Source organism: Halobacillus sp. Marseille-Q1614 (assembly GCF_902809865.1).
Taxonomy (GTDB): Bacteria; Bacillota; Bacilli; order Bacillales; family Halobacillaceae; genus Halobacillus_A.
Genome location: NZ_CADDWH010000001.1, coordinates 3,744,928 through 3,765,062 on the forward strand (window position 1 = coordinate 3,744,928; position 20,135 = coordinate 3,765,062).

The following is a 20,135-nucleotide window of genomic DNA, read 5'->3' on the forward strand; positions in this document are numbered from 1 at the left end:
ACCATGCATTCGTTAGCTGAGAGAATTCAACAACAAGACATGCGGGCCCTCGCTCGTGCCATCACACTGATTGAAAATGACCATGAAGACAAACTGAAGCTGATGAGCGACATTTTTTCCGTACAGAAAAAAGCGCACCACATCGGGATTACCGGCTCGCCTGGTGCAGGGAAAAGTTCACTCATTAATCGGCTGCTCACTCATTTGCGGGCCCAGGACTTGACGGTCGCTGTCATCGCTGTCGATCCCACCAGCCCGTTTAGCGGCGGTTCACTGCTCGGTGATCGGACGCGGATGAATCAGCATTTTCTCGATCCCGGGATCTTCATCCGCAGCATGGCGACTCGCGGAAGTCTCGGCGGCTTAGCACGGGCAACAAAAGATGCGATCCGGGTCTGTGATGCTTACGGCTTCGACGTCGTTTTAGTAGAAACCGTCGGCGTCGGACAGTCGGAGCTTGATATTATGAAAGTCGTCGATACAACAGGCCTCGTCCTGACTCCAAACAGTGGGGATGTGCTGCAGATTTTTAAAGCCGGAATTATGGAAATTGCTGATTTATTCGTGATCAATAAAGCGGATCTTCCAGGGGTCGTTAAGCTGAAAGCGACGCTTGAAGAGTATATGATGATCGCTCAGCCGAAAGGATGGCATCCGCTGATCGTCAAAACCATTTCAACAGAGAACAAAGGAATGGAAGAACTGTGGCAGGGCATGTGTGATCACTATGCCTACCTTTATGAAACAGACCAGGGGGAAAAACAGCGGCAGCTGCAGCTGCAGCTTGAGGTTTATGAACTGATTCGTGAAGAGATCTGGCGCGACGTAAGAAGCAAAATAGAACAAGAGGCCGGGAAACTCAAAGAACTAGAAGACCCGGCCGCCGATCCATATGAGCTGGCCCGCTCCTGGTACCAAGAATGGAAGGGTGAAAGATAATGGCAAAAAAACAAGTCCACTCTTCAATTAAAGATGAAGCACTCGTATTAAAGCGGCGGCAACAGATGATCAAAGGAGCTGTCACTCTTTTTACTGAAAAGGGATTCCACAAAACGACAACGCGGGAAATTGCGAAAGCTTCGGGGTTTAGCATCGGGACGCTTTATGAGTACATCCGCACGAAAGAAGATGTCTTGTTTCTTGTTTGTGATTCGATATATGAGCGCGTAAAAGAGAGAATGGAAGCTTCAATTGACCAGAATGAAACAAGTGTCGCCAACTTAATAGAAGCGGTCAGGGCTTATTTTTACCTCATGGATGACATGCAGGGGGAAGTACTCGTCATGTATCAGGAAGTCAAATCGCTGCCGAAAGATGCGAAGGATTATGTGCTGCAGAAGGAGCGCGAGATGGTCGCCATGCTCGAAAAAGTGATTCAAAACAGCCTGCCGTTTGAGATTTCCAAAGAAGCAGTTACGCTTGTGGCGAATAATATTTTTGTCCAGGGCCAGATGTGGGGGTTCAGGCGCTGGATTCTCCAGAGAACGTTTACGCTGGAGTCCTATACCGAGCAGCAGATTCAAATGCTGCTGCAGGGATTGAACATTACGGAAAGTGAATTAACTTAACTGCTCTGTTTAGAGATGTTGGTTTAAGGCAATCCGCTCGCTTTTTAGCGGCTCCACAAGATGAGGAGTCTCTAAAGCCAACATCATCGTTTAACAGAGCCAACCTAAAAAAGGGGGAGCTTTTATGGAACAGCCAAAGGTCTATCAGGCGAAGCGTCCAGTACGATTTGTCACAGCCTCAAGCTTGTTTGACGGCCACGATGCTTCAATCAACATCATGCGCCGGATTTTGCAGGCGACAGGAGCAGAAGTCATCCACTTAGGCCACAATCGGTCAGTCGAAGAAGTCGTCAATGCGGCGATTCAGGAAGATGTCCAGGGAATTGCGATTAGTTCCTATCAAGGGGGACATGTCGAATATTTCAAATATATGGTCGACCTGCTTCGTGAAAAAGGCGCAGGTCATATCCGTGTGTACGGCGGAGGCGGAGGTGTAATCATCCCAAGAGAAATTAAAGAGCTTCACGAATACGGTGTGGCTCGAATTTTCTCTCCAGAAGATGGCCGTTCTCAAGGCCTGCAGGGTATGATCAATCAGATGGTCGAAGAGTGTGACTTTATTCCGCCGATTCATGATATAGAAAGTGCGGTTTCTGATTTAGTCAGCGGTGATCCGCAGGCGATGGCGCGGTTTATTACGTATGTCGAGAATACGCCAAAGCAGGAACGCGAAGCTGTCGCAACTTTTGAAACAGCAATTGAGAAAGTAACGGAAAAGAAAATTCCCGTCCTCGGTATCACAGGAACAGGGGGAGCAGGTAAGAGCTCGCTTACTGATGAGCTGATCCGCCGTTTCGTTAATGAAATTCCTGAGAAAAAGATCGGGATTTTATCTGTCGATCCGACGAAAAAGAAAACCGGCGGCGCGCTGCTTGGCGACCGGATTCGGATGAACGCGATTTTTAGCCCGCGTGTATATATGAGGTCACTGGCCACGAGAGACGCTCGTTCTGAACTGTCCACCGCAGTCGAAGAAGCGATTCAAGTGATGAAAGCCGGCGGGATGGATTTAATCATCGTGGAAACGAGTGGGATCGGCCAGGGGGATGCGGCGATTACCGACGTGACGGATCTTTCGATGTATGTCATGACCGCAGAATTCGGGGCGCCTTCACAGCTTGAGAAAATCGACATGATCGATTTCGCTGATTTTATCGTCATTAATAAATTCGAACAAAAAGGCACTGAGGATGCTCTTAATCAGGTGAAAAAGCAGTATGAGCGCAGCCACATGCTATTTCACTCAGACAGTTCCAAGTATCCGGTCTACGGAACGATTGCCAGCCAGTTTAACGACCCAGGGACAAACACACTGTTTGCTGGAATTGTCGATAAATTGAATGAAGATTACAGCTGGCAGGAAGATACGCAGCTTGAGAGAGTAGAAAAAGTTGAGAAACAGAATGTGATTATTCCTAATGAACGCCAGCAGTACCTGCGCGATATTTCAAAAGCCGTGCGGGATTACCATGAGCATGCAGAGGAACAGGCAGAGCAGGCACGCAGGCTTTATCAGTTAAAAGGAGCTGCTCAACTTCTTGAGGATGATCAGACAAAACCAGCGCTTCTTTCCTCTATTGAAGAGCATGAAGAAAAGCTCGATCGTCATTCAACAGATCTGCTTAATGACTGGGACGCTCTGCATGAGCGCTACAGCGGGGATACGTACACATTTAAAGTACGTGATAAAGAAATCACGATGGACATTACAACTGAAAGCTTATCAGGCTTGAAGATTCCTAAAGTTGCACTTCCAAATTACAGCGATTGGGGTGACAGACTGACATGGCTGTTAAAAGAAAATGTGCCGGGTGCGTTTCCGTTTACTACTGGAGTATTTCCATTTAAGCGTAAAGGTGAAGATCCAAAGCGCCAGTTTGCCGGTGAAGGTACACCTGAGCGTACGAACCGCCGATTCCACTATTTATCTGAAGGAGACGAAGCGAAGCGCTTAAGTACGGCGTTTGATTCCGTAACACTTTACGGGGAAGATCCTGATGAGCGTCCTGATATTTACGGGAAAGTCGGGGAGAGCGGCGTTAACATTTGTACACTCGAAGATATGAAAAAGTTGTACGATGGCTTTGACCTGATCGATCCGTCCACATCGGTTTCAATGACGATTAACGGGCCGGCACCGATTATTTTAGCCATGTACTTCAATACAGCGATCGATCAGCAGATGGAGAAGTTTAAAGAAGAAAACGGCCGTGAACCGAATGAAGAGGAAGCGGCTAATATTAAAGAAGAAACGATTCGAGTCGTCCGCGGTACGGTTCAGGCTGACATTTTAAAAGAAGATCAGGGCCAGAACACGTGTATTTTCTCCACAGAATTTGCATTGCGGATGATGGGCGATATTCAGCAGTACTTCATTGACCATGAGGTACGCAACTATTACTCTGTATCGATTTCCGGCTACCATATAGCCGAAGCTGGCGCAAACCCGATTACTCAGCTTGCGTTTACGCTGGCGAACGGCTTTACGTATGTTGAATACTATTTAAGCCGCGGCATGGATATCAATAAGTTCGCACCGAACCTGTCGTTCTTCTTCTCCAACGGTTTAGATCCGGAATATACCGTGCTTGGGAGAGTAGCGAGAAGAATCTGGGCGATTGTAATGAAAAATAAATACGGAGCAAATGAGCGCAGCCAGAAGCTGAAGTACCACATTCAAACGTCCGGCCGCTCTCTGCACGCACAGGAGATTGATTTTAACGACATCCGGACTACCCTTCAGGCTTTAATTGCGATCCAGGACAACTGTAACTCGCTGCATACGAACTCTTATGATGAAGCGATCACGACACCAACACAGGAGTCTGTTCGCCGAGCGATGGCCATTCAAATGATCATCAGCAAAGAATTCGGATTGACAAAGAATGAAAACTCCCTGCAAGGATCCTACATTATTCGCGAGCTGACAGATCTTGTCGAAGAAGCCGTACTGCAGGAGTTTGAGAGAATCAACGATCGCGGCGGTGTGCTTGGAGCTATGGAGCGCCAGTATCAGCGCGGCAAGATTCAGGAAGAATCGCTTTATTATGAAGGGAAAAAGCATTCAGGCGAACTGCCGATTATCGGTGTAAATACGTACCTGAACCCTAATCCGCCTTCTGAAGAAGAGATTGACTCTATGGAGTTAGCACGTGCTTCTAAAGAAGAGAAAGAACACCAGATTAAAGAGCTGCGCAGCTTCCAGAAGCAGCATGAGAACGAAACAGAAACCGCACTTCAGCGACTGCAGCACACAGCCGCCAGTGGAGGAAACATTTTTGCTGAATTAATGGAGACCGTAAAAGTAGCCAGCCTCGGTCAGATCACCAATGCACTTTACAAAGTCGGAGGCCAATACCGACGCAATATGTAAAGTTTACAGCTTATATCGTATACTTTGCTCCGGGAGCGAAGACTCTCTTTCATCTAAGTTATGAGCTGGGGGAGCAGAGCCGGCGACATGTGGAGCACGTAATACGAGCACATCTTTAAACTCGCTGCGAAAATAAGGGACGTAAAAAAGAACCCTCCTCGGAGAATTTTCTTCGAGAGGGGGGTTCTTTTAGGTTCTCCTATTTGGGGAGACTCCTGCTTAAAAAACGGCCTGCTAAAGACCCCGCAGAGAGCCAGCGAACGAAGAGGATCGGCCGGTAGTCCGCGTAAAAGCGAGCAGGTATCAACAATAACCTTTAATGACCGCCGCCTAACGATTCATCGTCATTTGCCTGGTCGATCTCTACCACATAGGCAGGTTGCAGACCGTAGGATTCATAAATAACTTCGTAGGGTTCACCCTCTTTGATAACCATCCAGAGAGTCTTATCTTTAACGAGCAGTTTTTCATTATTTACCGTTATATAATGCCCGTCTTCATCCTTAGACTTAGCTTCAACGATCGCATCCTCTAGGTGATGCTCTTCAATGTATCCGAAATTTACAATCAGCCATACCCCAACAACAAGGAGGAGAATAATGGTACCGATCAAATTAATAGGGTGTGATTTTAACATTAGTTTCTCTCCTTTTTCACGATTTGCTTCTCTTATTTTACGATAAAATCACTAAACGACCAAATAAGATCGCCTCGGGATTGATTTTTGCTAAGGCTAACCATATAATGAGGGTTATGATTATATGTCATTCGTATGCCCTTTGGTTGCGGATGGATAAAGGAGTGCTTAGGTCGTGACTATTAAGGAAATGAGCCGAGAACAAATTGAAGAAACTTCAATGATTGAATTAGCTGTCGCCATCCTGGAAGAGGAGAGAGAAGCGATGGATTTTAACGAAATCTTTGAGCGTATTGCTTCTTTAAAAGGATTTACAGCTGCACAAAAAGAAACCAATATTGCCCAATTCTATACAGATTTAAATGTGGACGGCGGTTTCATGACGATCGGGACAAACCGATGGGGACTGAAAACCTGGTATCCTGTGGAACAAATGGAAGAAGAAATAGCTACACTGCCGCAGAAGCGTAAGAAGAAGAAGAAAAAAGTGGCGAACCTTTTGGAAGACGAGCTTGGTGTTGAAGGCTTCGACGATGAGATTGAAGAAGACCTCGATGACGATCTTGATCTGACAGATGAAGATCTTGAGCTTGATGAAGAGGAAGACGTTACGGATGAGTTCGACGAGGATTATGAAGAAGACGAAGACGAGTTGACGAACAGTGACGAAGTAAGCTTCATTGGTGACGAAGACGAGGAAGATGAATCCTAAGGTTGACTTTCAATAACCAAATGAGTATTATTTTATTTGGGCTCTTTAATTTAGTTGAACGTTTAACGCTCCCCTGTACTGGGGGGCGTTTTTTGTTTTTGGTGCATGAACCTAATTTATAATTTTTTTAGGAAGATGACACATAAATTTTCTCCTTTATAGAGATTGTATAATTAATGGATAGAAAGAGGGATAAACCATGGCAACAAAGTATATTTTCGTCACAGGTGGTGTAGTATCGTCCTTAGGGAAAGGGATTACGGCAGCTTCTTTAGGACGACTGCTGAAAAACCGAGGATTAAAGGTTACGATTCAAAAATTTGACCCGTACATCAACGTGGACCCGGGTACGATGAGTCCATACCAGCACGGGGAAGTTTTCGTTACAGATGATGGAGCGGAAACAGACCTCGACCTTGGCCACTATGAGCGTTTCATTGATATCAACTTAAATAAGTTCAGCAACATCACAACAGGAAAAGTATATTCAAATGTTATTAAAAAGGAACGCCGCGGCGATTATCTTGGAGGAACGGTTCAGGTTATTCCTCATATTACGAATGAAATCAAGGACCGTGTCTTCCGTGCCGGCCATGAAACGAATGCAGATGTCGTCATCACTGAAATCGGAGGTACGGTAGGGGATATCGAATCACTGCCATTCCTAGAAGCAATCCGCCAGATTAAGAGTGATATCGGCCGTGAACACGTCATGTACCTTCACTGTACGCTTGTTCCTTACTTAAAAGCGGCAGGCGAAATGAAAACAAAACCGACCCAGCACAGTGTAAAAGAATTACGCTCTCTTGGTATTCAGCCTGATGTGATCGTATTGCGTACAGAAATGAAGATTTCTGAAGATATGAAAGAAAAAATAGCTCTGTTCTGTGACATCAATAAACAAGCGGTTATTGAAGCAGGAGATGCTGATACATTATATGATGTGCCGCTTACCCTTCAGGAGCAGAAGCTTGACGAGCTGACTTGCCAGCACTTCGGCCTTGAAACCAAACCGGCGGAAATGGACGAATGGTATCAGCTTGTGCAACAAGTTAAAAACTTAAAAGAAAAAGCAACAATCGGGTTAGTCGGTAAATATGTCGAGCTGCCGGATGCTTATATTTCTGTCGTTGAAGCTCTGAAACACGCAGGCTACAGCTATGACGCCGACATTGAAATTAAGTGGGTCAACTCTGAAGAGGTTACTCGCGAGAACGTGGAAGCCCAGCTTCAGGATGTTGATGGAATTCTTGTTCCCGGCGGATTTGGCGACCGCGGAATTGAAGGGAAAATTGAAGCGATCCGTTACGCAAGAGAAAGTAAAGTGCCTTTCCTTGGAATCTGCTTAGGCATGCAGCTGGCAACGGTTGAATTTGCCCGCCATGAGCTTGGACTTAAAGGAGCTCACTCAGCAGAAATCGATCCATCCACGCCGCACCCAATTATTGATCTGCTTCCTGAGCAAAAAGAGGTATCTGATCTTGGGGGGACGCTTCGTCTTGGAATTTACCCATCCCGCTTGAAGCCAGGCACAAAAGCGATGGAAACTTACGGAGAGGAAGTCGTATACGAACGTCACCGCCACCGTTTTGAGTTTAACAATCACTACCGTGAACAAATGGAAGAAAAAGGATTTGTGTTCTCAGGGACAAGCCCGGACGGACGCCTTGTTGAGATTATCGAAGTCAAGGATCATCCTTGGTTTGTAGCAAGCCAGTTCCACCCGGAATTCAAATCACGCCCAACACGTCCGCAGGAACTTTTCAACGGATTTATTGGAGCGGTTATGCAGGAGAAATAAAAGCCAAGTGCCTCAAATGCCAGATCGGTATTTGGGGCATTTTTTTGAAGTTAATAGAAAGGGGAATATACCCGCTTTTCGGTTGACTTGAAAACCATGGGTGGATTGTAAATTTATGGACAGCTTTTTTTAATAAGTTCGGGTTTTGCATGTTTATACATAATTTCAGCGTTTCTCACGAGTTAAGAGAAGATAAAGCGCTGCATGGTCCGTCATCGCTTTACAGGAAGTTACTCTTTTGGACAAAAAATGCTATTCGAATTTTTAAATATAAACAGGATTTATGTACAATTATCACTTTATTAACTATATTAATTTTAATTTAAAGCAGGATAACTGGATATACATGTAGAAATGATAGACCAAAAGACTTAATAGGTATAGGGGATACATGTTATGGAAAGGTAGTGAAAAGAACTGATGGGAAACAAACTATTAGTAGTAGACGATCAACCAGGTATCAGACTGTTGCTTGAAGAATTACTCAAAGCGGACGGATATGAAATTATCACAGCAAAAACAGGAAAAGAAGCATGCGAAGCAGCTGTCGAACATCAGCCGGATTTAATCTTAATGGATTATAGACTACCCTTAATGAATGGAAGCGAAGTCTTACAGTTTTTAGAAGGGAAAGACCTTCATCAGCCCGTCCTCGTAATGACAGGTTTATCTCCTAAATCCATTGCTGAGAATATCCAATTTTCTTTTGTTAAGGAAGTTGTTTCCAAGCCATTCGACATTCATGAGCTGCGTGAATTAGTCTCAAAAACAATGACAGCAAAAAAATAAAAAGTTTTTTACAATGTAAGCGTTATCTATTGGAAGTGGATGTTGCACCTTTCTAACGGTCTTGGTATTCTAGTAACTGTGACAAGAGCTTACAGACATATATTTGGGATAATTTGGACATCTATATGTTAGTAATAGAGAAGTTTCATACATTTAAAGGAGGATCTTTCATGCCGTTAGTTTCAATGAAAGAAATGCTAGAAAAAGCGAAGGAAGAACGCTATGGAGTTGGGCAGTTTAACCTTAACAACCTAGAGTACGCTCAAGCAATTCTTCAAGCTGCAGAAGAAGAACAGTCTCCGGTAATCCTTGGAGTATCAGAAGGTGCTGGCCGCTACATGGGCGGATTCAACGTTGTAGTTGCTATGGTTAAATCTCTAATGGAATCTTATGGAACAACTGTGCCAGTTGCCATCCACTTAGATCACGGATCAAGCTTCCAAAAATGTGCAGAAGCTATCCACGCTGGATTTACTTCTGTTATGATTGATGCATCTCATGATCCACTAGAAGAGAACATTGCAGTAACGAAAAAAGTTGTTGAACTTGCTCACATCCACGGAGTTTCTGTTGAAGCAGAACTTGGCCGTGTAGGAGGACAAGAAGACGATCTTATCGTTGATGATGCAGAAGCAGCTTACGCGATTCCATCTGAATGTAAGCAGCTAGTTGATGAAACAAACGTTGACGTATTCGCTCCAGCTCTTGGTTCTGTGCACGGACCTTACAAAGGGGAGCCTAACCTTGGATTCGACCGTATGGAAGAAATCATGGGTCTTGTAGACAAGCCGCTGGTTCTTCACGGTGGAACAGGAATCCCTACACATGATATTAAGAAAGCTATTTCTTTCGGAACAGCGAAAATTAACGTAAATACAGAAAACCAAATCGCTCAAGGTAAAGCTGTGCGTCAGGTACTGGCTGATCAGCCTGAGCAATACGATCCACGTAAATATCTTGGACCTGGCCGCGACGCTATTAAAGAAACGGTTATTGGCAAGATGCGTGAATTTGGTTCTTCTCAAAAAGCATAAAAGATTCAAGAAAGGAAGCCGTTACCAAGTAGCGGTTTCCTTTTCCACATATATGAAAACGCCACCATTCGACAATTACTTCCAAGGAGAGGATTTTTAAAATGAAATTTTTCATTGATTCAGCCAATATTTCAGATATTAGAGAAGCAAACGCCCTCGGACTGCTTGATGGAGTAACAACAAATCCAAGCCTAGTTGCTAAAGAAGGTGTCTCTTTTCACGATCGGTTAAAAGAAATTACTACAGAAGTAACAGAAGGATCAGTCAGTGCCGAGGTTATTTCTCTGGATGCAGAAGGTATGCTGAAAGAAGCTAAAGAGCTGGCTGCAATCGCGCCGAATATTACCATTAAAGTGCCGATGACTTTAGAAGGTCTTAAAGCCGTTAAAGCATTGAGCGACTTAAATATAACAACGAATGTTACCTTGATTTTCAATGCCAATCAGGCGCTTATGGCCGCCCGCGCAGGAGCTACCTACGTGTCACCTTTCTTAGGAAGATTGGACGATATTGGCCAAAACGGAATAGAACTTATTGCTCAAATTGCGGAGATCTTTGACCGCCACGCCATTGAAACGGAGATCATTGCAGCATCTGTACGCCACCCAATGCACCTTACAGAAGCAGCATTAAACGGTGCTCACATCGCGACTGTGCCATTTAAACTATTTGAGCAAATCGTGAAGCACCCGCTCACGGATCAGGGTATTGAAAAATTTCTAAATGACTGGAATAATCAAAAGTAATACGAGTCAATTGGAAAAAAGTGCATACACTAAGGTCATAATCTTTACCTTGTAAAGTGAGGAGTTACTCATGAGAAAATTAATAGTTGAAGGCGGACCCCGTTTACGTGGACAAGTTCGCGTAAGCGGCGCAAAAAACAGTGCTGTTGCCTTATTACCTGCTGCGATTTTGGCCAATTCTACGGTAACTATTGAAGGACTTCCTAACATATCTGACGTTCAGACTCTATCAGAGCTGTTAGAAGAGATCGGCGGAAGAGTCAATAAAGATGGACAAACGATCGAAATTGATCCATCAGAAATGATCTCTATGCCGCTTCCGAATGGACGAGTCAAAAAGCTGCGTGCTTCCTATTACTTTATGGGCGCCATGCTCGGCCGCTTTAAAAAGGCGGTTATCGGCCTTCCTGGAGGCTGTCACTTAGGTCCTCGTCCGATCGATCAGCATATTAAAGGATTTGAAGCTTTAGGTGCTGAAGTAAGCAATGAACAGGGTGCTCTTTATCTGCGTGCCAAAGAGCTTCGCGGAGCGCGTATTTACCTGGATGTTGTCAGTGTGGGAGCAACGATCAATATTATGCTCGCTGCTGTCAAAGCCAAAGGAAAAACGACGATTGAAAATGCCGCGAAAGAACCCGAAATCATTGATGTAGCCACATTGCTGACAAGCATGGGAGCTAAAATCAAAGGAGCCGGAACAGACGTCATCCGTATCGAAGGTGTGGAAGAGCTGAAAGGCTGTCTGCACACGATCATTCCAGACCGAATTGAAGCCGGAACGTATACGATTATGGCCGCTGCGCAGGGAGACGGCATGATTATTGATAACGTCATCCCGCAGCACCTGGAATCCCTTTTAGCCAAGCTTCGTGAAATGGGCGTTACCATTGAGGAAAACGAAGAACAGCTTTACGTGAAACCAGGAGAAAAGATAAAGAGTGTCGATATCAAAACACTCGTTTATCCAGGATTTCCAACTGATCTTCAGCAGCCGTTTACTACACTGCTGACCCAGGCAACCGGGACAGGCGTTGTCACAGACACGGTTTATCCCGCTCGTTTTAAGCATATCGATGAACTCAGACGCATGAATGCATCGATTAAGACCGAAGGCGGGTCGGCGATCATAGCCGGTCCATCACACCTCGAAGGAGCTAAAGTGAAAGCCACCGACCTTAGAGCCGGTGCCGCTTTAGTCATCGCTGGCTTAATGGCCGACGGCATTACCGAAATCACCGGAATCGACCATATCGAACGAGGTTATGAGAACATCACCAACAAACTCATTGAACTCGGAGCTAAAATCTGGTACGAAGAAATGTCAGAAGAAGAAGTCGAACAATTCCAGAATTCTTAATAGAAAAGCGTAGGCGAGTGTTCAGGCCTGTACGCATAAGCGAGATGCCGAAATCGGGTGATCTTTCCCGATGCAGGTAGGCTTATGACGCTAGGGCCTGCGAGCCGAAGCTGGACAAAAGAAAAGCGCCTTGGTCAGCTGCGACAAGCATAAGCCAAGCGGCGGCGTGGAGTGCATTTTCTCCACAGAGTCGATTGCCTTATGACCTCGAGCAGCTAGGCGCTGCAGCTAGACAAGAGAAAAGCGGAAACGGCCTGATAGACACGATTCGCATAAGCGAGATGCCGAAATCGGGTGATCTTTCCCGATGCAGGTAGATTGCTTATGACGCGAAAATAAAAGTAACCTTAACATCGAGACCAAACTGACAGCCTTCGGGGATTAACAGCTCCTCTAATTACCTAATATGACTATTGTAAAAACTTATTCATTTCCATGGGGAGATGAGGGGAAATTCTTTTTTGCGATGGGGGAGAAGTACCTTGGAAAGAAGTCTATCAATGGAATTAGTGAGAGTAACAGAAGCAGCTGCACTAAAGTCAGCTCGCTGGATGGGAAGAGGAAAGAAAGAAGAAGCGGATGACGCCGCAACTTCAGCGATGCGTGACGTTTTTGACACTATTCCGATGAAAGGCACCGTTGTTATCGGGGAGGGCGAAATGGACGAGGCCCCCATGTTATACATAGGGGAGAAGCTTGGAAACGGCTATGGCCCTCGTGTAGACGTCGCTGTCGATCCGTTAGAAGGTACAAACATTGTAGCCAATGGAACGTGGAACGCTTTGGCGGTAATTGCAATTGCTGATCATGGGCAGCTGTTACACGCACCGGATATGTATATGGATAAAATCGCGGTTGGTCCTGAATCTGTCGGAAAAATCGATATCAACGCATCAGTTGCCGATAACTTAAAAGCGGTAGCTGAAGCGAAAGGAAAAGATGTTGAGGATGTCGTAGCAACTATCCTGGACCGTGAGCGCCATCAGGGAATCATTGAGGAAATCCGAGCGGCAGGCGCCCGTATTAAGCTGATTCCTGATGGAGATGTAGCAGCGGCTATTAATACAGCATTCGATGATACAGGTGTCGATATTTTATTCGGTTCCGGCGGAGCTCCTGAAGGGGTACTCGCAGCTGTGGCGTTAAAATGCCTCGGTGGTGAGATCCAGGGTAAACTTTTACCGTCAAACGATGAGGAGTTGGAGCGCTGTAAAAAGATGGGGATCGAGGATGTCAATAAAGTCCTTAACATGGATGACTTCGTTGGCGGCGATGACGCCATCTTCGCAGCTACCGGCGTAACCGATGGTGAACTCCTTCAGGGGGTACAGTTTAAAGGACAAAAAGCGACCACTCAAACTCTTGTTATGAGAGCGAAGTCAGGTACCGTACGTTTCATCGACGGAGACCACAGTCTGAAGAAAAAACCAAATCTAGTAATAAAATAATAGAAGAAGGCCAGGAAACTGGCTTTCTTTCTTCTTTGTTGCTGCCCCGTTTACTTACCTGCCTAATAAATTTCTTGAATCCTATACCGTACAAGTTGTAAAATGTATATTGTTTCAATAGAAAAAGATTCTTCAATGAACTTCGATAACCTTCCTTATCATCTTCACAACCATTTCAGTCCAATTTTTGCCCATTGCTGAACGGAAGCTTGTTCGAAATTTTAAAATCTATAGAAAAAATTCAATAAAAGTGGTGATTTTGTGTCAGAAGTAACAATTTCTAGCTTAGAAACGATGACATTAAAAAAACTCTACTCCTTAGCTAAGCAATTCAAAGTTTCTTATTATGCGAAGCTGACGAAGCGAGAGTTGATTTTCGCGATTCTAAAAGCTCAGGCAGAAAAAGATGGTTTCTTATTTATGGACGGAATTCTTGAAATCATTCCATCCGAAGGTTTTGGTTTCTTACGTCCGATTAACTATTCTCCAAGTGCCGAAGACATTTATATCTCAGCCTCCCAAATCCGCCGTTTCGACTTGCGTAATGGGGATAAAGTATCTGGAAAAGTCCGTCCACCAAAAGAAAACGAGCGGTACTACGGCTTGCTGCACGTAGATGCGGTGAATGGAGAAAATCCAGAAACGGCTAAGGAACGCGTACATTTCCCGGCATTGACGCCTTTATATCCTGACCGGCAAATGAAGCTTGAGACGGAAAGTAAAAAGCTGTCCACACGTATTATGGACATTATGTCCCCGGTCGGCTATGGCCAGCGTGGATTGATCGTTGCACCGCCAAAAGCCGGTAAAACGATGCTTTTAAAACAAATGGCGAACAGCATTACAACGAACCATCCGGACGCTAAATTGATTATTCTTCTTGTCGATGAGCGCCCGGAAGAAGTAACAGATATTGAGCGTTCCGTAGCGCCCGATGTAGACGTGGTAAGCTCTACTTTTGATGAAGTCCCGGAGAACCATATTAAAGTGGCTGAGCTCGTTTTAGAACGCGCGATGCGTCTAGTGGAGCACAAGCGTGACGTTATCATACTGATGGACAGCATTACCCGCCTTGCCCGTGCCTACAACCTTGTCATCCCGCCGAGCGGACGTACACTTTCAGGCGGTATCGACCCGGCAGCATTCCACCGTCCGAAGCGCTTCTTCGGAGCAGCAAGGAATATCGAAGAAGGAGGAAGCTTAACAATCCTGGCTACCGCCTTAATCGATACAGGATCCCGGATGGATGATGTCATTTATGAGGAATTCAAAGGAACAGGGAACATGGAACTGCACCTCGACCGCAGCCTTGCCGAGCGACGTATCTTCCCTGCAATTGATATCGGCCGCTCAGGGACCCGTAAAGAGGAGCTTCTTTTACCTAAAGCTGAGCTGGATAAAGTCTGGGCGATCCGTAAAACGATGTCAGACTCCCACGATTTTACCGACCGCTTCCTGAGAAGGTTGCGTTCATCTAAGAATAATAAAGAATTCTTTGACCTGATGGATAAAGAAATGCAAGGCAAGCCCGCCAAAGCAGGCGCAAGAAAATAATAACCGATAAGCTGTTGCAATGATTATCCCAGGCTGATATAATCTTTCTATGTGAGTTTCAGTACAAGGTGTATCGACTAACCTTCGACGGCTCTTACAATAACTCTGTTTCCAAAGGAATCAGGGCAAAAAGGAGTGGAAGAACATGAGAGAAGGAATTCATCCAGAATACCGTAAAGTTGTATTCCTAGACACAAGTTCTGATTTTAAATTTCTAACCGGATCAACTCAAGCGTCCGATGAGACAATTGAATGGGAAGATGGCAACACTTACCCGCTAATCCGTGTAGAAATCAGTTCAGAATCTCATCCGTTCTACACAGGCAAACAGAAAGCTGACAAAGCTGGTGGCCGTGTGGATCGCTTTAAGAAAAAATATAACCTTTCATAATTATCAACGAGTGCCCACAAAGCATTCCTTGAATATTTTGAACGAAAACAGGCAAATTCACTTACCGTTTGCCTGTTTTTTATTGTAAGAAAAGCGTAGGCGGCCTGGTAGACACGACACGCATAAGCAAGGTGCCGCAATCAGATGGTTTTGCATGATGAAGGCAGTTTGCTTATGACCTCGAGCAGCTAGGTGCTCGAGCTGGACAAAAGAAAAGCGAAGGCGAGAGTTGAGGAGCGTACGTATAAGCAAAACGCGGAGTGAAGTGCTCTATCTTCACAGCCGAACGCCAGAACCGCATTCAAATGTTTAGAACAGCGCCGTTTAGATAAAATAAAGAACGAATGAAGGAAAGCTGTCCTGAGACGATCATGGATCTCGTGGTCGTCCAGAGAGAGCTTTTTTAGTGAAGTGCTTACGAGGAGAAGGGAGACAGTTGACGTGTATGTGATGAAGCAAAGTGGATGGGTAGAAGTCATCTGTGGAAGTATGTTTAGTGGGAAATCGGAGGAGCTGATCCGCCGGGTACGCCGTGCTACATATGGAAATTTGTCTGTACGTGTATTTAAGCCTGCGATCGATAATCGATATAAAGAGGACTCGATTGTATCCCACAACGGGACATCGGTATTAGCCCGTCCGGTGAGTGAATCCCTCGAAATCCTTCCAGAAGTCGGGGAAGATGTCGATATAGTCGGAATTGATGAAGTGCAGTTTTTTGATGATAATATTATAGAAGTCGTCGAATGCCTCGCGGACCGCGGCATTCGTGTCATTGTGGCCGGTCTCGATACCGATTTTCGCGGAGAGCCTTTTGGAAAAGTTCCTGAGCTTATGGCCTTAAGCGAAAGTGTCACAAAGCTTAACGCCATCTGCCCGGTATGCGGCTCACCGGCAAGCCGTACGCAGCGACTGATTGACGGCAAGCCGGCTTCTTATGATGACCCGATTATTTTAGTCGGGGCTTCCGAATCTTATGAACCGCGCTGCCGCCACCACCATGAGGTGCCTAATAAGCCCAGGCAGCCCAAAATAAAAGAACACGTCGAGACCTATCGCTAAATAAAAAAATCCCGTGCCCTGGTGCACGGGATTTTTTAATTGGATCGGATTTCTTGGTCCAGGGGAAGGTTTTTTGTATAATAAGCAGTAAAACATAAGCCGTAAAGGAATACATACAGGTTCATCGAGCAACCTAAGGTTAGAATAAAAAGGCGGCCATTTTAGGATCAGGTACTAACTGAGGTACCAGGTACCAAAAGTCGCTTCACTGGTACCAGGTACCGGGTACCACCCAAAAAAATCAGCTGAAAAAGGTTTAGAGTATATGGGTTTAAGTGAAAATATAAGGAGAATAACACCCCCTGGGCGATGGAGGAATCATGAATGCAGACGATGAATGCGAACTCAAATCAATCAATGGGTTGTGAAACCGAGTATGGCACGTTAGTCAATGTCTTGGTGAGCAAGCCGGAACACATGAAAATCACCGAAATTATTAACGAAACTCAAAAGCATTACGCTTCAGAGAATATCGATGTCGACCGTGCGTTAAAGCAGCACGAGGAGTTCGTAAGTCTCCTGCAGAATCATAACGTCGATGTGGGGTATATTCCGGCACATCCGCGATTTAATGAACAGGTTTTTACGAGAGATATTGGCTTTTGCATTGGCCAGCACTTATACATTTCTTCGCTGGCAAGTGACTTAAGGAAAGAGGAAGTCGAGCCGCTGATTGAATTCATAGAAGAAATGAACATTACGTATACACAGCTGACGGGGCCTTCGATTGAAGGAGGAGACGTCATTATTAACGGCCAGACCATCTATGTCGGCATTAGTGAGCGTACGACGCTTTCAGCAGCAGAGCAGCTTCAAAAAACACTGCCTGCCTACACAGTCATCCCGCTTGAGCTTCGTGAGGATATTTTACATTTAGACTGCGCATTTAATATTGTCGATGAAAAAACGGCGCTTCTGTTTCCGGATGCCTTTAAACAAAAGGACGTTGACCTTTTAAAACAGACGTTCCACTGTATTGAAGTAGGCGGGCAGGAACAGTTCCAGTTAGGGACGAATGTGTTATCGATCGGCGGTCGTAAAGTGATCAGCCTTCCGCAAAATGAACGGGTGAATCAAGAGCTTCGCGGCGCCGGATTTGAAGTGCTGGAAGTGGATTTATCCGAAATTATAAAATCAGGCGGCTCGTTCCGCTGCTGTACATTACCCATAAACCGCCAGTCATAAGGAAGCATAATCACCCTCTTCTCGGTCAAACTAGTAAAAAAGAGAAGAGGTGATTTTTTATGCTTCGTTTACTACTGACTATCGGCCTGATCCTTTTAACAGCAGGCTGTTATAATACTAATGAAATGCAGGGCCATACGAATCGCCAGGATATTATGGATATGGGCGTTCAAAAAGAGCCGTCCCCTACAACAGATAACCCGCGTTCGATTGAGCGCGTTGGAGATACTTGGGGATTAAAGCAGGACCGTGACCAGATCCGCAATGCGGCTCATACCGTTCCTGGTGTCCACGTACAAAGAATTATTATGGAGAACAACCACGCATGGGTGACCGTATCAACAGATAAGAAACTGGCTGATGATGAGAAAGAGCAATGGACCAAGGATATGGCCAAGACGATTCGGGATGCGGTGCCAGGCTATGACGTAACGGTAAAAACAGAAGGGTAAGGAACTGAATTCCTGCTCCTTTTACTCGACGTGGTTGTAACCGTAACGGCTCTATAATATAATTGTACTGTTATGGAGAAAGAGGTGCATACCATTGATCGAACGTTTACAAACCCTTGAAGATCGTTATGAAAAATTAAATGAATTGCTCAGCGATCCTGAAGTAATTTCTGATACAAATAAGCTGCGTGAATACTCGAAAGAACAATCCGGTTTACAAGAAACGGTGGCGGCTTACCGCGAGTATAAAGAAGTCATCGAACAGCTGGATGATGCGAAAGCCATGCTGAGTGAAAGCCTGGACGACGACATGGAAGAGATGGTGAAAGAAGAAATCTCCGAACTGTCCGAACGCAAGACAGAGCTTGAGGAAAGACTGAAGGTTCTTATGCTTCCTTCTGACCCGAACGATGACAAGAACGTTATCGTAGAGGTCCGCGGTGCAGCCGGTGGTGACGAAGCCGCTTTATTTGCGGGTGACTTGTACCGTATGTACGCACGATATGCGGAATCTCAAGGCTGGAAAATCGAAGTCATTGAGTCTACGTCCAACGAAGTCGGCGGCTATAAAGAGATTATCTTTATGATTAAAGGTAACCGTGCCTATTCTAAAATGAAATTCGAAAACGGAGCGCACCGTGTTCAGCGTGTACCGGAAACCGAATCAGGAGGTCGTATTCATACATCCACAGCGACAGTGGCTGTACTTCCTGAAGCGGAAGAGGTAGAGGTTGAAATTCACGATAAAGATATCCGTGTTGACACGTTTGCCTCAAGCGGACCTGGCGGACAGAGTGTAAACACGACGATGTCAGCCGTACGATTGACACACGAACCAACTGGAATCGTTGTTTCCTGTCAGGATGAAAAATCCCAGATTAAGAACAAGGAAAAAGCAATGAAAGTTCTTCGTGCCCGTGTTTATGATAAGTTCCAGCGCGAAGAACAGGCAAAACTGGATGAAACACGTAAATCCGCTGTCGGCACCGGAGACCGCTCTGAGCGTATCCGTACGTACAACTTCCCGCAGTCCCGTGTATCCGATCACCGCATCGGTCTTACGCTTCAGAAGCTTGACCAGATTCTGCAAGGGAACTTGGATGAGATTTTGGATGCTCTGATTATGGAAGAACAAGCGAAGAAACTGGAAGCGATCGGAGAATAATTATGGTTTTTACTACGATTGAAGAAGCCCGCCGCTGGGCTTCTCTTTTTTTAAAAGAATATGACCGTGAACCACGCGTCGCCGACCTCTTGTTAGAGGATATTCTGGATTTGAGCTTTGCGATGCTGCTTGCTTACGGACGGGATCCTTTACCTCAGGAGCTGAAAAATTCTTTTATTGAAAAAGTAAAAGAGCACGCCGAAACGGGAAAACCGGTTCAGCACATTATCGGCCGCGCTCACTTTTACGGACGTGAGTTTAATGTTAATGAACACGTCCTGATTCCTAGGCCGGAAACCGAAGAGCTGATCGATGGCGTCCTTTCGCGTCTTGTGCCAAGTGACCAAACAATCGCAGATATCGGCACAGGCAGCGGCATTATTGCTGTGACACTTCAGCTTGAAACAGGACGCCGCGTCATCGCGAGCGATATCTCGCCGGAAGCTGTGCAAACCGCACAAGCCAATGCGAAGCAGCAAGGTGCTTCGATCGACTGGCGAACTGGAGATTTCCTTGAGCCATTACACAATGCTGCGATTGATGTTCTTGTTTCAAACCCGCCGTATATTGATCGATCGGAACCGCTTCATGATACCGTGAAAAATTATGATCCATCTCTCGCTCTTTTTGCTGATAATGAAGGATTGGCCGCCTATGAAACCATCCTTACCCAAGTTAAAAAGAGAGAGCAGAAGCCTAGGCTGATCGCTTTTGAAATCGGCTATCAGCAGGGTGAAGCAGTTAAAGGGATCATTCAAACGATTCTAGGAAACTATCAAGTCACGATTGAAAAGGATATTAACGGAAAAGACCGAATGGTTTTCGCAATTCAAGATTCATAGGTTTAAAAAATTCCTCCCC

Annotated in this window: 18 protein-coding genes; 17 read left to right on the plus strand and 1 reads right to left on the minus strand. The window is 45.4% G+C overall.

Going from position 1 to position 20,135, the window contains the following annotated elements; all coding sequences use genetic code 11:
* Positions 1-3 precede the first annotated feature (3 nt).
* The 3 genes from meaB to icmF all read left to right on the plus strand — a co-directional run bounded on the left by meaB (position 4) and on the right by icmF (position 4,941).
* Positions 4-939, plus strand: coding sequence for a methylmalonyl Co-A mutase-associated GTPase MeaB (gene meaB / locus HUS26_RS18725; protein ID WP_173918549.1), 936 nt, complete (start codon positions 4-6; stop codon positions 937-939).
* On the plus strand, positions 939-1,568 hold the full coding sequence (locus HUS26_RS18730; RefSeq protein ID WP_173918550.1) for a TetR/AcrR family transcriptional regulator: 630 nt from the start codon (positions 939-941) through the stop codon (positions 1,566-1,568). The genes meaB and HUS26_RS18730 overlap by 1 nt, the downstream gene beginning before the upstream one ends.
* 124 nt (positions 1,569-1,692) lie before the next feature.
* A complete protein-coding gene (gene icmF / locus HUS26_RS18735) occupies positions 1,693-4,941 on the plus strand; it encodes a fused isobutyryl-CoA mutase/GTPase IcmF (RefSeq protein ID WP_173918551.1) in 3,249 nt (1,082 codons plus the stop codon).
* 316 nt (positions 4,942-5,257) lie between these two features.
* On the opposite strand, the gene HUS26_RS18740 is transcribed toward icmF, so the two are convergent.
* Positions 5,258-5,578 (minus strand): hypothetical protein, encoded by a 321-nt coding sequence (locus HUS26_RS18740; RefSeq protein WP_173918552.1) that lies wholly within the window; start codon positions 5,576-5,578, stop codon positions 5,258-5,260.
* A 175-nt stretch (positions 5,579-5,753) separates the two neighbouring features.
* Here HUS26_RS18740 and rpoE point away from each other — a divergent pair, with 175 nt between their 5' ends.
* The 14 genes from rpoE to prmC all read left to right on the plus strand — a co-directional run bounded on the left by rpoE (position 5,754) and on the right by prmC (position 20,116).
* Positions 5,754-6,290, plus strand: a complete 537-nt coding sequence (gene rpoE / locus HUS26_RS18745; protein WP_173918553.1) for a DNA-directed RNA polymerase subunit delta — start codon at positions 5,754-5,756, stop codon at positions 6,288-6,290.
* Between the two features lie 199 nt (positions 6,291-6,489).
* A complete protein-coding gene (locus HUS26_RS18750; RefSeq protein WP_173918554.1) occupies positions 6,490-8,091 on the plus strand; it encodes a CTP synthase in 1,602 nt (533 codons plus the stop codon).
* 420 nt (positions 8,092-8,511) lie between these two features.
* Positions 8,512-8,880, plus strand: coding sequence for a response regulator (locus HUS26_RS18755; RefSeq protein WP_173918555.1), 369 nt, complete (start codon positions 8,512-8,514; stop codon positions 8,878-8,880).
* Between the two features lie 170 nt (positions 8,881-9,050).
* Positions 9,051-9,914 carry a class II fructose-1,6-bisphosphate aldolase gene (fba, locus tag HUS26_RS18760; protein WP_173918556.1) on the plus strand — a complete coding sequence of 288 codons (864 nt, stop codon included), beginning with the start codon at positions 9,051-9,053 and terminating at the stop codon, positions 9,912-9,914.
* A gap of 101 nt (positions 9,915-10,015) precedes the next feature.
* Entirely contained in the window at positions 10,016-10,660 is a 645-nt protein-coding gene (gene fsa / locus HUS26_RS18765; protein ID WP_173918557.1) for a fructose-6-phosphate aldolase, read from the plus strand.
* A gap of 70 nt (positions 10,661-10,730) precedes the next feature.
* A complete protein-coding gene (locus tag HUS26_RS18770; protein WP_173918558.1) occupies positions 10,731-12,017 on the plus strand; it encodes a UDP-N-acetylglucosamine 1-carboxyvinyltransferase in 1,287 nt (428 codons plus the stop codon).
* 482 nt (positions 12,018-12,499) lie between these two features.
* On the plus strand, positions 12,500-13,465 hold the full coding sequence (glpX, locus tag HUS26_RS18775; protein ID WP_173918559.1) for a class II fructose-bisphosphatase: 966 nt from the start codon (positions 12,500-12,502) through the stop codon (positions 13,463-13,465).
* 261 nt (positions 13,466-13,726) lie between these two features.
* Entirely contained in the window at positions 13,727-15,019 is a 1,293-nt protein-coding gene (gene rho / locus HUS26_RS18780) for a transcription termination factor Rho (RefSeq protein ID WP_173918560.1), read from the plus strand.
* A 145-nt stretch (positions 15,020-15,164) separates the two neighbouring features.
* Positions 15,165-15,410 carry a type B 50S ribosomal protein L31 gene (locus HUS26_RS18785; protein ID WP_173918561.1) on the plus strand — a complete coding sequence of 82 codons (246 nt, stop codon included), beginning with the start codon at positions 15,165-15,167 and terminating at the stop codon, positions 15,408-15,410.
* A 441-nt stretch (positions 15,411-15,851) separates the two neighbouring features.
* Positions 15,852-16,472 carry a thymidine kinase gene (locus HUS26_RS18790; RefSeq protein WP_173918562.1) on the plus strand — a complete coding sequence of 207 codons (621 nt, stop codon included), beginning with the start codon at positions 15,852-15,854 and terminating at the stop codon, positions 16,470-16,472.
* A gap of 324 nt (positions 16,473-16,796) precedes the next feature.
* The gene (locus tag HUS26_RS18795) at positions 16,797-17,657 is read left to right on the plus strand and encodes a dimethylarginine dimethylaminohydrolase family protein (RefSeq protein WP_254434247.1); all 861 of its coding nucleotides are present in this window, start codon (positions 16,797-16,799) and stop codon (positions 17,655-17,657) included.
* A 59-nt stretch (positions 17,658-17,716) separates the two neighbouring features.
* Positions 17,717-18,109, plus strand: a complete 393-nt coding sequence (locus tag HUS26_RS18800; RefSeq protein ID WP_173918563.1) for a hypothetical protein — start codon at positions 17,717-17,719, stop codon at positions 18,107-18,109.
* A 94-nt stretch (positions 18,110-18,203) separates the two neighbouring features.
* Positions 18,204-19,274, plus strand: coding sequence for a peptide chain release factor 1 (gene prfA / locus HUS26_RS18805; protein ID WP_173918564.1), 1,071 nt, complete (start codon positions 18,204-18,206; stop codon positions 19,272-19,274).
* A gap of 2 nt (positions 19,275-19,276) precedes the next feature.
* A complete protein-coding gene (gene prmC / locus HUS26_RS18810) occupies positions 19,277-20,116 on the plus strand; it encodes a peptide chain release factor N(5)-glutamine methyltransferase (protein ID WP_173918565.1) in 840 nt (279 codons plus the stop codon).
* The last annotated feature ends 19 nt before the right edge of the window (positions 20,117-20,135 follow it).